Genomic DNA, 13669 nt, shown 5'->3' on the forward strand with positions numbered 1-13669 from the left:
AAGACCTTATGCGTGATGTGGGTTGGATTTAGCTGGATTTACATCATATTTTTTAATGGCTTCGGCAAGCTTGGCGGCAGGAATCTTGCCTTCATCAGCAAGCGCCTTCAAGGCTGCCAACACCACAAAGTGACGGTCAACTTCAAAGTGCTCCCTTAACTTGAAGCGGAAGTCGGAACGCCCAAAACCATCAGTACCCAAAACTTTGTATTCACGACCAGCAGGAATAAATTCACGAATCTGGTCAGCAAAAAGCTTCATATAGTCAGTAGAGGCAATAATCGGACCTTCTGACTCCTGCAGTTTGCTGGTGACATAAGGAACTTTTTGTTTTTTCGCGGTAGGGTTCAGCAAGTTGTAGCGGTTGCAGTCAAGGCCATCACGACGAAGTTCCGTGAAACTGGTCACACTCCAGACATCAGAAGCAATACCCCAATCCTGTTCAAGCAGTTTCTGCGCCTCAAGCACTTCAAGCAAAATCGTGCCAGAACCCAACAATTGAACGCGAAGGTCGCCCTTGTCAGTAGAACGGAATTTGTAAATCCCCTTGATAATGCCCTCTTCATCACCCGCTTTCAGTCCCGGTTGAGCATAGTTCTCGTTCATGACTGTCAGGTAGTAATAAACGTTTTCCTGGTTCTCTACCATGCGCTTCAGGCCGTCCTGCATGATCACAACCAGTTCGTGTGCAAAAGCCGGATCATAAGAAACGCAATTAGGGATGGTGGAAGCCATGATATGGCTATGGCCGTCTTCGTGTTGCAAACCCTCACCATTCAGCGTAGTGCGACCGGCAGTACCACCCAGGAGGAAACCTCGTGCCTGCATATCGCCGGCAGCCCAGGCAAGATCACCAATACGCTGGAATCCAAACATCGAGTAATAGATGAAGAATGGAATCATGATGCGGTTGTTGGTGGAATAAGAGGTGGCCGCGGCAATCCAGGACGCAAATGCTCCCGCCTCGTTAATACCCTCTTGCAACAGCTGACCGTTGGCAGTTTCCTTGTAGTACATGACCTGGTTTTTATCAACCGGGGTATATTTCTGCCCTTCAGGCGCGTAAATACCGATCTGGCGGAACAGGCCTTCCATACCAAAAGTACGCGACTCGTCAGCCAGAATAGGCACAATGCGGTCACTGATATTCTTGTCACGAAGCAACTGGTTCAGGAAGCGCACAAAAGCCTGAGTAGTGGATATTTCACGCCCTTCTGCCGTCGGCTCAAGAACGGCATTGAATTTATCCAGGCTGGGTACTTTCAGTTTTTCTTCTGCAATTTCCCTGCGGGCAGGCAAATAACCACCCAACTTCTGGCGTTGCTCCCTTAGGTACTTCATTTCTGCCGAATCTTCAGAAGGCTTGAAGTATGGCAAATCTGATAGCTTGTCATCAGGAATTGGAATATTGAAACGATCACGGAATTCGCGAATGGTATCCAGATCCAGTTTTTTCTGCTGGTGAGCCGGGTTTTTACCCTGCGCCACATGACCCAAGCCATAACCTTTAATGGTTTTAGCCAGGATAACTGTTGGCTGGCCTTTGGTTTTTACAGCAGCATCAAAAGCGGCATATACTTTGTTGGGATCATGACCACCACGGTTCAGGCGCCAAATTTCCTGGTCGCTCATGCGGCTGACCATCTCAAGCAACTTGGGATGTTTGCCAAAAAAGTGTTCACGCACATAGGCACCGTCATTAGCCTTATAAGCCTGGTATTCGCCATCAACGGTCTCTTCCATGACCCGGCGCAAAATACCCTCTTTATCGCGGGCCAGCAGCGGATCCCAGTAACTGCCCCAAATCAACTTGATGACATTCCAGCCACTGCCACGGAAATCACCCTCAAGTTCCTGAATGATTTTGCCGTTACCGCGAACAGGACCATCAAGACGCTGCAGGTTGCAGTTAATCACAAAAATCAAGTTATCCAGTTTTTCACGGGAAGCCAGGCTTATCGCACCCAGGGATTCGGGCTCATCCATTTCGCCGTCACCACAAAAGACCCATACTTTACGATTGCTGGTATCTGCGATACCGCGTGCATGCAGGTACTTGAGGAAACGGGCCTGGTAAATGGCCATTAACGGGCCAAGGCCCATTGAAACTGTTGGAAACTGCCAGAAATTTGGCATTAACTTGGGGTGAGGATAAGATGACAAACCTTTGCCACCTACTTCCTGGCGGAAGTTATCCAGTTGCTCTTCAGTAAGACGGCCTTCAAGGTAAGCACGACCATAAACACCGGGTGAAGAGTGCCCCTGGAAATAAACCAGATCACCGCCATGCTCGGCGGTTTCACCATGCCAGAAATGGTTCTGGCCACATCCAATCATGGTGGCAAGAGAAGCAAACGATGCAATATGTCCGCCCAAATCACCGCCATCAACCGGATTATGGCTATTAGCCTTTACAACCATCGCCATGGCGTTCCAGCGCACATAAGAACGAATCCGCTCTTCAAGGGCAAGATTACCGGGATTTGGCGGCTCAAGGCCGGGAGGAATGGTATTTACATAGGCAGTATGTGGAGAAAACGGAATATTCGATCCTGAACGACGGGCCAAATCAATCAATTTTTCCAGTATAAAATGCGCTCTTTCGGGACCTTCCCGATCCAGTACTGCCTCAAGCGCTTCAAGCCATTCTTGTGTTTCAACTGCATCAACATCGGTGAGTTGTGCAATTTGTTGTTTGAGATCAGGCGATGACATCGTTTTCTCCTGTTAAGATTTGCTTTGAGCAAATCGCTTATTTTTTAATCTTGTTCTGCTCCAATTAAAGCACACTGTACCTTAAAAACAGAATACGGCAAGGCTTGCCACCGGCACACCGGCAGCTAAATGCTAATAATGCATTACCTATTCTATGAGACAGAAAGCGTTCGCACAAGCAAAATTTTATATAATGATATATCTTTTCATATTGTGAAATAATAAAGATATCTCACCAGGAACATTAAAAATTTACCTGCTGGCATAAAACCAGTATCATAGGTAAATGTCTCAATTACAATACCCTTTTACTTTCAAGAATTTTTTGTAACATCAATGTCTGACTTACCCAATAAATCCCTGCTGGCTTCGTCGTTTTATGACAATGCAAAAATAACAAAAAAAGGCCTTTATTGGATTACGCCCGTATTTGTACTTGTGCTGTACCTGCTCGTCATGACCGGTTTTTTCTGGCTGCAGCAAATACATAAAGAAAGCGTGATGTTTGTTACTGTCGACGAAGAAACCAAACAGCAACGCCTGATGTTTTTCGTCATGGCACTTTCCTTCATTATTATTATCAGCCTGCTCGCTTTGTGGCGATATACGCGTTTTCGCTCAAACGCCGAAGCCGCTTTGCTCGCAGAAACCAGCTTCCGGCGTGCCATGGAAAACTCCATGTCCACAGGTATGCGCGTCCTTGACATGCAAGGCCGCATTGCTTATGTAAACCCGGCTTTTTGCCGCATGATGGGCTGGAATGAAGCGGATTTATTAGGTAAAAGCATTCCCTATCCTTACTGGGTTCCTGGCAAATATGACGAACACCAGCGTATTCTTGACACGCTCATGTCAGGAAAAACACCCAGCACCGGACTCGAGGTTGAAGCCCAACGTCGTGATGGCTCACGATTTACCTCACGCATGTATGTCTCTCCTTTGCGGGACCCCAACGGAGAACAAATTGGCTGGATGACCTCCATGACAGACATTACAGAACCCAAAAGGGTTCGCGAAGCCTTGACTGCCGCTCATGAACGCTTCATGACCGTGCTTGAAGGGCTGGATGATGCGATTTCCGTTGTGGCAGATACGCCTGCCGGCCTGGAACTGCTTTTTGCAAACCGCACCTACCGCCGCCTTTTTGGTTCCCAGCCCAACGGACACAGTGAACTGATGGGTGGACGACGCGGCCGCTTCAGTGGCATGACCATTGAACAATATGCCCCTTCAGCAGATTGCTGGTTCGAAGTGCACCACCGCATGTTAATTTGGACAGATGGCCGAAAGGTACGCATGCAGGTAGCCAGGGATATTACGGAAAGACGCAAGCACGAAGAAGACTCCCGGATCCAGCAGGAAAAAATCCAGCTAACCAGCCGGCTTACCACTATGGGAGAAATGGCTTCTTCCCTGGCTCACGAATTGAACCAGCCACTAACAGCTATTGCCAATTACAATATGGCGATTGTGGCAATGATCAAGTCAGGCAATATATCCCAGGAAAAACTCCTGTCTGCCCTTGAGAAATCAGCAAACCAGGCAGAGCGGGCCGGAAAAATCATTAGTCGTATCCGCGAGTTTGTCAAACGAAGCGAGCCACGCCGCCAAAGCACACCTATCGCTAAAATTATAGACAACACATTGGATCTAGCCGAAATCGATGCCCGCAAGCGCCGCATCAAAATCGAGGCTAACGTGCCTGATGACCTGCCCAATGTGTTGGCCGACCCCATTCTTATCGAACAAGTATTGCTTAATCTGGTAAAAAATGGTCTTGAAGCCATGTCTAACAGTGAAGCCGACACGCTTTGCGTAAACGCCTACTTGCACGACAAGCAAATTGAAGTAAGGGTTATTGACCGTGGCCACGGCCTGAAAGAACCCGAACGCTTGTTTGAACCATTCTTCAGCACAAAGTCAGAGGGGCTTGGCATGGGACTCAATATTTGCAGAACAATTATTGAATCTCACCATGGAAGACTCTGGGCTGAGGCAAATCCAGAAGGCGGAACCATCTTCCGCTTTTTGCTTCCCTGTGCTCCAAAAGAGCAACTCCAAGAACAATGATTAAAGGAAACAAAATATGACAACAGATAATTGCACAATTTTTATCGTGGACGATGACGAAGCCGTAAGAGATTCGCTTCGTTGGTTGCTAGAAGCCAATGGCTACCAGGTTCAATCATTCGAGAGCGGAGAACAGTTTCTCGAAAGCTATGACCCTTCAATGATCAGCGTGCTGATTGCGGATGTCCGTATGCCTGGCATGACAGGACTGGAACTCCAGGAAGAGCTGATCAAGCGCAACGCCCCTCTCCCCATTGTCTTCATTACTGGCCACGGTGATGTGCCAATGGCCGTATCAACCATGAAAAAAGGTGCGGTCGACTTCCTTGAAAAACCTTTCAATGAAGCCGATTTACGCGAAGTGATCGCCCATATGGTTGTACAGGCGCAAGACAAGGCTTCAATTGCTGAACAGCAAAAAAACCATCAGGAACTTCTTTCACGGCTGACATCACGTGAACAACAGGTACTGGGCCGTATTGTAGCCGGTCGGCTTAACAAACAAATCGCCGATGACCTGAACATCAGCATTAAAACCGTTGAGGCCCATCGGGCCAATATCATGGAAAAACTCGAAGTAACCACTGTCGCTGACTTAATGAAAGTGGCACTGGCTAAGTAATTAAATCGCAAGGACATTTGAATGACTGCTCGCATTATTGACGGAAAAAAACTCGCCGAAACAATTAAACTGAATCTGGCGGATCGCATCAACGCACTTAAGGAAAAGGATATCATTCCCGGACTCACAGTGATTCTGGTAGGTGATGATCCGGCATCCCAGGTTTATGTCAGGAACAAGGCCAATACATTTACCAAACTTGGCCTTAATTCTTCGGTAGAGCAATACCCGGCCAGCTTAAGCGAAGAAGCGCTGTGCGACCGAATTCGCGAACTCAATAATGACCCCTCCGTTCACGGCATATTGGTTCAATTGCCCTTGCCCGCCAACCTTGACGCAAACAAAGTTATTGAAACCATCAGCCCTGAAAAAGACGTTGACGGATTTCATATCAGTAATGCCGGTGCATTAATGACCGGCCGGCCCTTGTTCATTCCATGCACACCTTATGGGGTCATGAAAATGCTTGAGTCAGAAAATGTTGAACTTCGCGGTGCCGAGGCGGTCGTAATAGGGGCCAGCAATATTGTTGGCAAGCCCATGGCACTGTTGTTGCAAAAAGCAGGCGCAACCGTCACTATTTGCAACTCCAAAACCAAAGACCTGTCTGCACACACCAAGCGTGCCGATGTCCTCGTTGTCGCAACCGGACGCCCCGAAATGATTACCGGTGACATGATCAAACCGGGCGCTATCGTCATTGATGTCGGCATTAACCGTGGTGCAGATGGTAAACTCAAAGGCGATGTAGAATTTTCTTCTGCCAAAGAGGTCGCCGGTGCCATCACGCCGGTTCCTGGTGGCGTTGGCCCCATGACCATTGTCATGCTGCTGGTCAACACTATCGAAGCCGCAGAACGTAAACTTTAATTTAGAAGAGTCCATGAATAGCAATCCCTTATTAGCCCCCTTATCCGAACTCATTGATTACAGTGCCATCAAACCAGATCACCTAGCGCCCGCACTCAACAGCCTGCTGGATGATACACGGCAAGCCATTAATGAAATAGTTGAAAAGGTTAAAGAGCCAACCTGGGATTCTTTCATAGAACCTTTGGAGTACGACTCTGCCCGCTTATGGCGGGCATGGTCGGTAGCCGGTCATTTGAATTCAGTTGTTAATACACCTGAATTACGCGATGCATACAATGAAATGCTCCCCAAAATGACCGAATTCTCAACTTGGATCGGTCTTAACAAAGACCTGTACAGGCAATACCTGAAAATTTCCCAAAGCGAAGCATTCAACCGCTTTACCCCAACCCGCAAACGCATTATCGAATTGGCGTTGCAAAATTTCCGTCTTAGTGGCGTTGAACTGGAAGGTGAAGACAAAGAACGCTATGCTGAAATTAGCGAACAAATCGCATTAACTTCACAAAAATTCTCAGAAAATTCACTGGATGCCGTCGACTCCTGGGAATGTATCGTGACCGATGCGTCAGAACTAGAGGGTTTGCCGCAAGATGCCATTAATGCGGCCAAACAAACCGCCCAGGCAGAAAACAAGGAAGGCTGGAAATTCACACTTAAAATGCCTTCGTACCTGCCTGTCATGCAATATGCAAAAAACCAGGCCTTGCGTGAAAAACTCTATCGTGGCTATGCCACCATCGCCTCAGAGCAAGGTGATGCCAAGTACGACAACTCATCAAACATAGAAAAGCTGCTGGCCCTCAGAAACGAAGAGGCACAGTTGCTGGGTTATGGTGACTTTGCCGAAATGCGCCTTGAAACCCGCATGGCAGACAATGCTGGCCAAGTTGTTGATTTCCTGCGTAATCTTGCTTCGAAAGCAAAGCCCTTTGCCGAGCAAGACGTAGCCGCCCTCAAGCAATTTGCCAGCCAGTCTTTAGGCCTGAATGACCTTCAGCCTTGGGATTATGCCTATGTATCCGAACAATTGCGCCAATCCCGTTACGCTTATTCTGATGAAGAAGTAAAACAGTACTTACCGGAACCTAAAGTTATCGATGGCTTGTTTTATGTAATTGGTACCCTGTTCAAGGTTGAACTGGTTCCTTTCAAGGCACCCGTATGGCATGAAAGCGTTGCCGTTTATGCCGTTAAAGAGAATGACCAGCTTATTGGCTATCTTTATACAGACCTGTACGCACGTGCCGGAAAACAAAGCGGTGCCTGGGTTGACAGTGAACGCACCCGCCACCTGCATGGCGACAACCTGCATACACCGGTGGTTTACCTAACCTGCAACTTTCCACCACCGCAAGACAATAAACCTGCCCTACTTACCCACGATGATGTCATCACCCTGTTCCATGAGTCAGGACATGCGCTGCACGCACTGCTTTCCGAAGTCGATGAGCCAGCTGCCTCCCCATTTTCAAGCGTAGAATGGGATGCCATTGAACTGCCTTCCCAGTTCATGGAAAATTTCTGCTGGGAATGGTCGGTTCTGCAAAAACTGTCAGGACACTGGGAAACCGGGGAACCCATGCCTGAATCGCTTTACCAGAAAATGCTGGCCGCAAAAAATTATCAAAGTGGCATGCAAACCGTACGCCAGATTGAATTTGCCCTGTTTGACATGCTTTTGCACCTGCGTACCAGCCAGACCTCTATTGAAGATGTCCTGTCCCTGCTTAATGAAGTACGCAAAGAAGTGGCCGTTATCATTCCACCGTCATGGCATCGCTTCCCGCATAATTTCTCCCACTTGTTTGCTGGTGGTTATGGTGCCGGCTATTACAGTTATAAATGGGCAGAAGTGCTTTCATCTGATGCTTATGGCCTATTTGAAGAGCACCCCCTTGATAATCAGGGTACGCTTAACCCCGCGATTGGCCACAAATTCCGGCAAGAAATCCTGGCTGTTGGGGGCTCCCGTCCCGCTGCAGAATCCTTCAAGGCTTTTCGTGGCCGTGAACCCAGCCCCGAAGCACTGCTGCGACATTGTGGCATGACAGAGGCTGCCTGATATATTTTTGGTACCAAGCGTGATGATCAAGAAAACCCTGCTTTGCTCTATATTGGCTGCGGCTTTATTGCATTCTGTTCCTGCTGCAGCGCAAGAACCGGAAGTTACCAAGCCAAGTGTTATTTATAAAATTACAGGACGTCTTCCCGATTTAAAATTCAGTTTGAATGGTGCACAAAACAAAACCATTACAGAAAAAGACGTCAAGGGCAAAGTTGTGCTTTTGTTTTTTGGCTATGCCAGTTGTCCTGACATCTGCCCCACAACCATGGCACAATTATCTGCCCTCAAAAGCATGCTCGGTAACAAGGCCAACAGTATACAAATACTGTTTCTTAGCGTAGATCCTCATCGGGACACTCCCGAAATTTTACAGGCTTACGTTGATGCCTTCGATAATGGTGCCATTGGCCTGACTGGCACCGAAAAACAAATTGCAGATATTGCACGTCGTTATCGTGTCGCCTACCAAATAGAAAAACCCCAACCCGGCAGCGACCCCAATAATTATGAAGTCATGCACGCGCGTGGAATCTATGTGTTTGATGCCAATGGTAAAGTCCAGTTTTTGGCTTCAGATAGCGAAGAACCGGAAATGCTGCTGGCTAAAATTCGCGATATTCTGCCCCCTTCCCCTTAACTTTCTAAACCGGAGTCTATTATGATTACAATCCATCTCCTGGAGTCTTCAAGATCTTTTCGCATTGTCTGGCTTTTGGAAGAGTTGGGGCTTTCATATCAAATAAAGCATCATCGCAGAACCCCGGAAACCTTCGAAGCAGAAAGTTCCCTGCATGATATTCACCAGCTTGGCGTGGCCCCCATACTCGACGATAATGGACTAACCCTGATAGAATCAGGCGCAATTATCGAATACCTGCTTAATCACTATGACCGCCGTGGACTGCGTCCACCTATCGCCTCTGCTGATTACAATCAATATGCCCTATGGATGCATTTTGCCGAGGGCTCGCTGATGCCTGTATTATCCAAGTATCAGGCCATGCTGAAAATGGGTACAACCCGCGTGCCGTTTTTTGCCCGCTCCATCCTCAAGAAAGCGGTTAATGGCACCATCAATTCAAGTGTCATCCCCGAACTTGAAAAAAAACTCAAATTCATTGATGCAGAATTGGGCCAACACGGCTGGTTCTGTGGAAGCCAGTTTACCGCTGCGGACATCCAGATGTGTTACCCACTTGAACTGGCCGAAGCACGTGGATGCATCACAGCAGAAATGCAAAACATTCAATCCTTTCTAAGTGCGGTCAAGGAAAGGCCTGCTTATAAAATGGCCCAAGATAAATCCGGTAATGCTATCGTGTCATTGGAAGATACTTTAAACGGAAATGATGAAACCGATGAGCATATCGATTCCAGGCAAGAATATGCAGCCAACAGCAATCCAGACAATGACGATCAGGAATACACGAGTGATCCGCACAACCCAAAAATACAAAACGACACCAAAAACTAAATATTTAATTTTTTGATGCAAATACACCGTACTGGCGTATTGTTTTTGTTTCGTGCAATATCGTCCTGAAACTACCTAGTTTGAATGTAGTTGCTTGCTTTATAAAAAAACCTGGTTACCGCAAAAACGGCACCAGGTTTTTTTTAACCTAAATTGAAAAATGACCTAGATACGAAAATATTGGTAGGCTAGTGACCTAAATAAGCCTTACGCACGTCATCATTAATCAGCAGGTTGGCACCCGTATCAGACAGCACCACCTTACCCGTTTCAAGCACATAACCCCGATCGGCAAGCTGCAATGCCTTATTGGCATTTTGCTCTACTAAAAACACGGTTACCCCTTCATCACGAATGGTCCTGATAATTTCAAAAATCTGGGCAATAACCAAGGGCGCCAGGCCAAGCGTAGGCTCATCAAGCAGCAACAGGCGTGGCTTGCTCATCAGTGCCCGGCCAATCGCCAGCATTTGCTGCTCCCCCCCAGACATTGTGCCTGAACGCTGATTGACACGTTCTTTCAGGCGCGGAAACAACTTGAATACATGCTCAAGGCCTTCCTCAATTTCCTGCGGCTTCAGATAAAAGCCACCCATTTTCAGGTTTTCGACGACGGTCATGTCAGGAAACACGCGCCTTCCCTCTGGCGAAACGGCAATACCCTTTTGCATGATTTTATGGGTAGACTCTTCAGTAATATCTTCACCAAGAAAAGTAATGGCGCCACTTCTGGCGCGGGGATTGCCGCAAACCGTCATGAGCAATGTTGTTTTGCCAGCACCGTTTGCCCCAATCAAGGTTACGATTTCCCCTTGATTGACCTCGACACTTACCTCATCCAATGCCTGGATAGCCCCGTAATAGGTACTCACCTTTTCCAGTTTTAACACTTACTCTTCTCCCAGATAGGCTTTAATAACACGAGGGTCAGCCCTGACGATTTCGGGTTTGTCCGTGACAATAGGTTTGCCATGCTCCATGACCAGAATACGGTCTGAAATACCCATTATCAGGCTCATATCATGTTCAATTAACAAGACTGACATGTCAAACTCATTGCGCAACTGATTGATCAATTCAGCCAGATCTTTTTTCTCTTGCGGGTTCAATCCGGCAGCAGGCTCATCAAGCAAAAGCAAGCAAGGATTGGTAATCATGCAGCGTGCAATTTCCAGTCGACGCTGGTGTCCATAGGCCAAATTACCGGCTTCACGGTTGGCAAACTGGCGCAAACCCATGAAATCGAGCCATTTGACCGCATTGTCCAAAGCTTCCTTTTCAGAGCGGCGATAGGAGCGCAAATTAAGCAAGCCTGGTAACAGACCGGATTTTATTTGTGTGTGCTGAGCGACCAGCAGGTTTTCAAGAACGGTAAGATTCTTGAACAAGCGCACGTTCTGGAAAGTACGCACTACGCCATGCTGGGCAACTTTATGGCTTGGATAACCGGCAATTGACTTGCCATTTAGCGTGATGCTGCCGGCAGTTGGCTTGTAAAAACCGCTAACGCAATTGAAAACCGTTGTTTTACCCGCCCCATTAGGACCAATAATAGCAAAAATCTCATTTTTGCTTACATCAAAACTTACCGAATCAACCGCCAGCAATCCGCCAAACTGCATCATCAAGCCATCAACGCTTAATATTTTTTTACTCATTGGGAATCTCCACTTGCGGACGTTTTACCGGCAGCAAGCCTTGCGGACGCCATACCATCATCAACACCATTACCAGGCCAAAAATCAACATCCGGTACTCGGCAAACTGTCTTGCCAGCTCAGGCAGTACCGTCAAGATAATAGCCGCCAGAATCACGCCTATTTGAGAGCCCATCCCGCCCAATACCACAATCGCCAGAATAAGCGCCGACTCGATAAAGGTAAATGATTCGGGATTAACCAAGCCTTGGCGGGCAGCAAAAAACGCACCACCCAGACCGGCAAAAGTCGCACCTAAAGTAAAAGCAGACAATTTGATTCGCGTAGGATTAAGGCCCAATGAACGGCAGGCAATTTCATCTTCACGCAGCGCTTCCCAAGCGCGCCCGATTGGCATGCGAACCAGCCGATTAGATACGATAAGGGTAATAAATGCCAAGACCAATGCCATTAAATACAAATAAATAACGACATCCATCGTGCTAAATTTCCATCCCATTAACTGGTGAAAAGTTTGGGCACCTTCTACCGAAGCCTTACGTGTCATTTCATAACCGAAGACAGTTGGCTTGGGGATACCCGAAATCCCATCAGGGCCACCGGTAAATTGATAGAGGTTAATCAACAGCAAACGGATGATTTCACCAAACCCTAACGTCACAATGGCGAGATAATCGCCCCGTAAGCGCAAGACAGGAAAGCCCAGCAAAAACCCGAAGAGTGCCGACATGACGCCTGCCACTGGCAGGGCCTCCCAAAACCCCCAGCCAGCCCAGTGATATAACAAGGCATAAGTGTAAGCACCTACTGCATAAAAACCCACAAAACCCAAGTCCAGAAGGCCGGCAAAACCCACTACAATATTCAGGCCAAGCGCAAGCATGACGTAAATAAGTACTAACGTTGCAATATCAACCTGGCTGCGGCCACTGAAAAATGGCCAGATAACGGCCGCTACAAAGACCAAGCCCAACAGCATAGTGCTGGTTTTTGGATTGAGCGAAGGGACCCTTGGCAAGGTAAAACGCACACCCGGTCTTTTTTTGAATATATAAGGCTTTAACAACTGCACCACAAACACAAGAGCCATACCCCATAGGGAAATGCTCCAGTGCGGAATGATCTCTGTGTTGATGCCTTTTCGTTCAAGTTGCAACCCAAAAATGGGAACAATCATGATGCCCGTTAACAGGGCTGCAAAAAATGCACTTTTTATATTTTTCATTACACTTTTTCCACTTCAGGTTTACCCAACAGACCACTGGGCCTGAACAGCAAAATGAAAATCAGCAAGCCAAAGGCAACGATATCCTTATACTGGGAAGACAAATAAGCTGCCGCAAGTGTTTCGGCCACCCCAAGCAAAAGCCCGCCGAGAATGGCGCCCGGAATACTGCCGATGCCCCCCAGCACAGCAGCCGTAAATGCCTTGATGCCGGCAATAAACCCGATAAACGGATTCAGCTTGCCAATCGTCAAGGCTATCAGGACACCGCCGACGGCTGCCAACATGGCACCCAGAATAAAAGTAAAGGAAATGACTTTATTCGTATCAATGCCCAACAGGTTGGCCATATGCATATCCTGGGAACAAGCCCGTGATGCCCTGCCCATTTTGGAATTCTTGATATAAAAAGTCAGCCCAACCATCAGGAAGAATACCACCGTGATGATCATTAACCGTGCATAGGTAATCGTTACGGTAAAGTCGGAGGCGCCAACGGTAAACTGCAAAGCCCCGGGAATAAGGTTGGGAACAGCCATATCACGCGAGCCCTGGCCAATCGCTACCCAGTTTTGCAAAAAAATGGACATACCGATGGCACTGATAAGTGCTACCAGCCGTGGCCCACCTCGTACCGGCCGATAGGCGATTTTTTCTACCGAATAACCATAAACCGCCGTTACCGCCACAGCGATGAGGATCATGCAAAGAATCGTAATGGGAATGGGAACACCACTGTTAACGCCAATCGCAGATAAAGTAACCAACCCTACGTAGCCGCCAAGCATGTAAATCTCACCATGGGCAAAGTTAATCATGCCAATAATCCCGTACACCATGGTGTAGCCAATCGCAATTAATGCATAAATGGCGCCCAGTGACAAGCCGTTAAACAGCTGCTGGATAAATTGAGGTAAGAACTCTTGCATTTTTTTCTCGTTATACCAATTAATGTAAATCCCAA

General features: G+C 47.5%; 11 protein-coding genes. 6 read left to right on the forward strand and 5 right to left on the reverse strand.

The features are described from left to right. Window positions 1-6 precede the first annotated feature (6 nt). Entirely contained in the window at window positions 7-2715 is a 2709-nt protein-coding gene (gene aceE, locus ACM5Q9_RS04420; protein ID WP_418143519.1) for a pyruvate dehydrogenase (acetyl-transferring), homodimeric type, read from the reverse strand. A 336-nt stretch (window positions 2716-3051) separates the two neighbouring features. On the opposite strand from aceE, the gene ACM5Q9_RS04425 reads away from it, so the two are divergent. From ACM5Q9_RS04425 to ACM5Q9_RS04450, 6 genes are read left to right on the forward strand one after another with little or no spacing between them, the layout of a single operon-like run. Next, window positions 3052-4785, forward strand: a complete 1734-nt coding sequence (locus ACM5Q9_RS04425; RefSeq protein WP_418143520.1) for a PAS domain-containing sensor histidine kinase — start codon at window positions 3052-3054, stop codon at window positions 4783-4785. Between the two features lie 16 nt (window positions 4786-4801). Next, entirely contained in the window at window positions 4802-5407 is a 606-nt protein-coding gene (locus ACM5Q9_RS04430) for a response regulator transcription factor (protein ID WP_418143521.1), read from the forward strand. Between the two features lie 21 nt (window positions 5408-5428). Continuing rightward, complete coding sequence (gene folD / locus ACM5Q9_RS04435; protein WP_418143522.1) at window positions 5429-6277, forward strand: bifunctional methylenetetrahydrofolate dehydrogenase/methenyltetrahydrofolate cyclohydrolase FolD; 849 nt, start codon at window positions 5429-5431, stop codon at window positions 6275-6277. 13 nt (window positions 6278-6290) lie between these two features. Further along, window positions 6291-8345, forward strand: coding sequence for a M3 family metallopeptidase (locus tag ACM5Q9_RS04440; RefSeq protein ID WP_418143523.1), 2055 nt, complete (start codon window positions 6291-6293; stop codon window positions 8343-8345). Between the two features lie 22 nt (window positions 8346-8367). Further along, window positions 8368-8985 carry an SCO family protein gene (locus ACM5Q9_RS04445; RefSeq protein ID WP_418143636.1) on the forward strand — a complete coding sequence of 206 codons (618 nt, stop codon included), beginning with the start codon at window positions 8368-8370 and terminating at the stop codon, window positions 8983-8985. 21 nt (window positions 8986-9006) lie between these two features. After that, entirely contained in the window at window positions 9007-9822 is an 816-nt protein-coding gene (locus tag ACM5Q9_RS04450; RefSeq protein WP_418143524.1) for a glutathione S-transferase family protein, read from the forward strand. Between the two features lie 188 nt (window positions 9823-10010). Here the strand turns inward: ACM5Q9_RS04450 and ACM5Q9_RS04455 are convergent, their stop codons facing one another. From ACM5Q9_RS04455 to livH, 4 genes are read right to left on the reverse strand one after another with little or no spacing between them, the layout of a single operon-like run. Continuing rightward, window positions 10011-10712: an ABC transporter ATP-binding protein gene (locus ACM5Q9_RS04455; protein WP_418143525.1), complete on the reverse strand. Its 702-nt coding sequence runs from the start codon at window positions 10710-10712 to the stop codon at window positions 10011-10013. Further along, entirely contained in the window at window positions 10713-11480 is a 768-nt protein-coding gene (gene livG, locus ACM5Q9_RS04460; protein ID WP_418143526.1) for a high-affinity branched-chain amino acid ABC transporter ATP-binding protein LivG, read from the reverse strand. After that, on the reverse strand, window positions 11473-12705 hold the full coding sequence (locus ACM5Q9_RS04465) for a high-affinity branched-chain amino acid ABC transporter permease LivM (protein ID WP_418143527.1): 1233 nt from the start codon (window positions 12703-12705) through the stop codon (window positions 11473-11475). The genes livG and ACM5Q9_RS04465 overlap by 8 nt, the downstream gene beginning before the upstream one ends. Then, window positions 12705-13634: a high-affinity branched-chain amino acid ABC transporter permease LivH gene (gene livH, locus ACM5Q9_RS04470; protein WP_418143528.1), complete on the reverse strand. Its 930-nt coding sequence runs from the start codon at window positions 13632-13634 to the stop codon at window positions 12705-12707. Before livH ends, ACM5Q9_RS04465 begins: the two co-directional genes overlap by 1 nt. Window positions 13635-13669 lie beyond the last annotated feature (35 nt).

It is taken from the genome of Advenella sp. RU8, assembly GCF_048381675.1.
Lineage (GTDB): Bacteria > Pseudomonadota > Gammaproteobacteria > Burkholderiales > Burkholderiaceae_B > Advenella.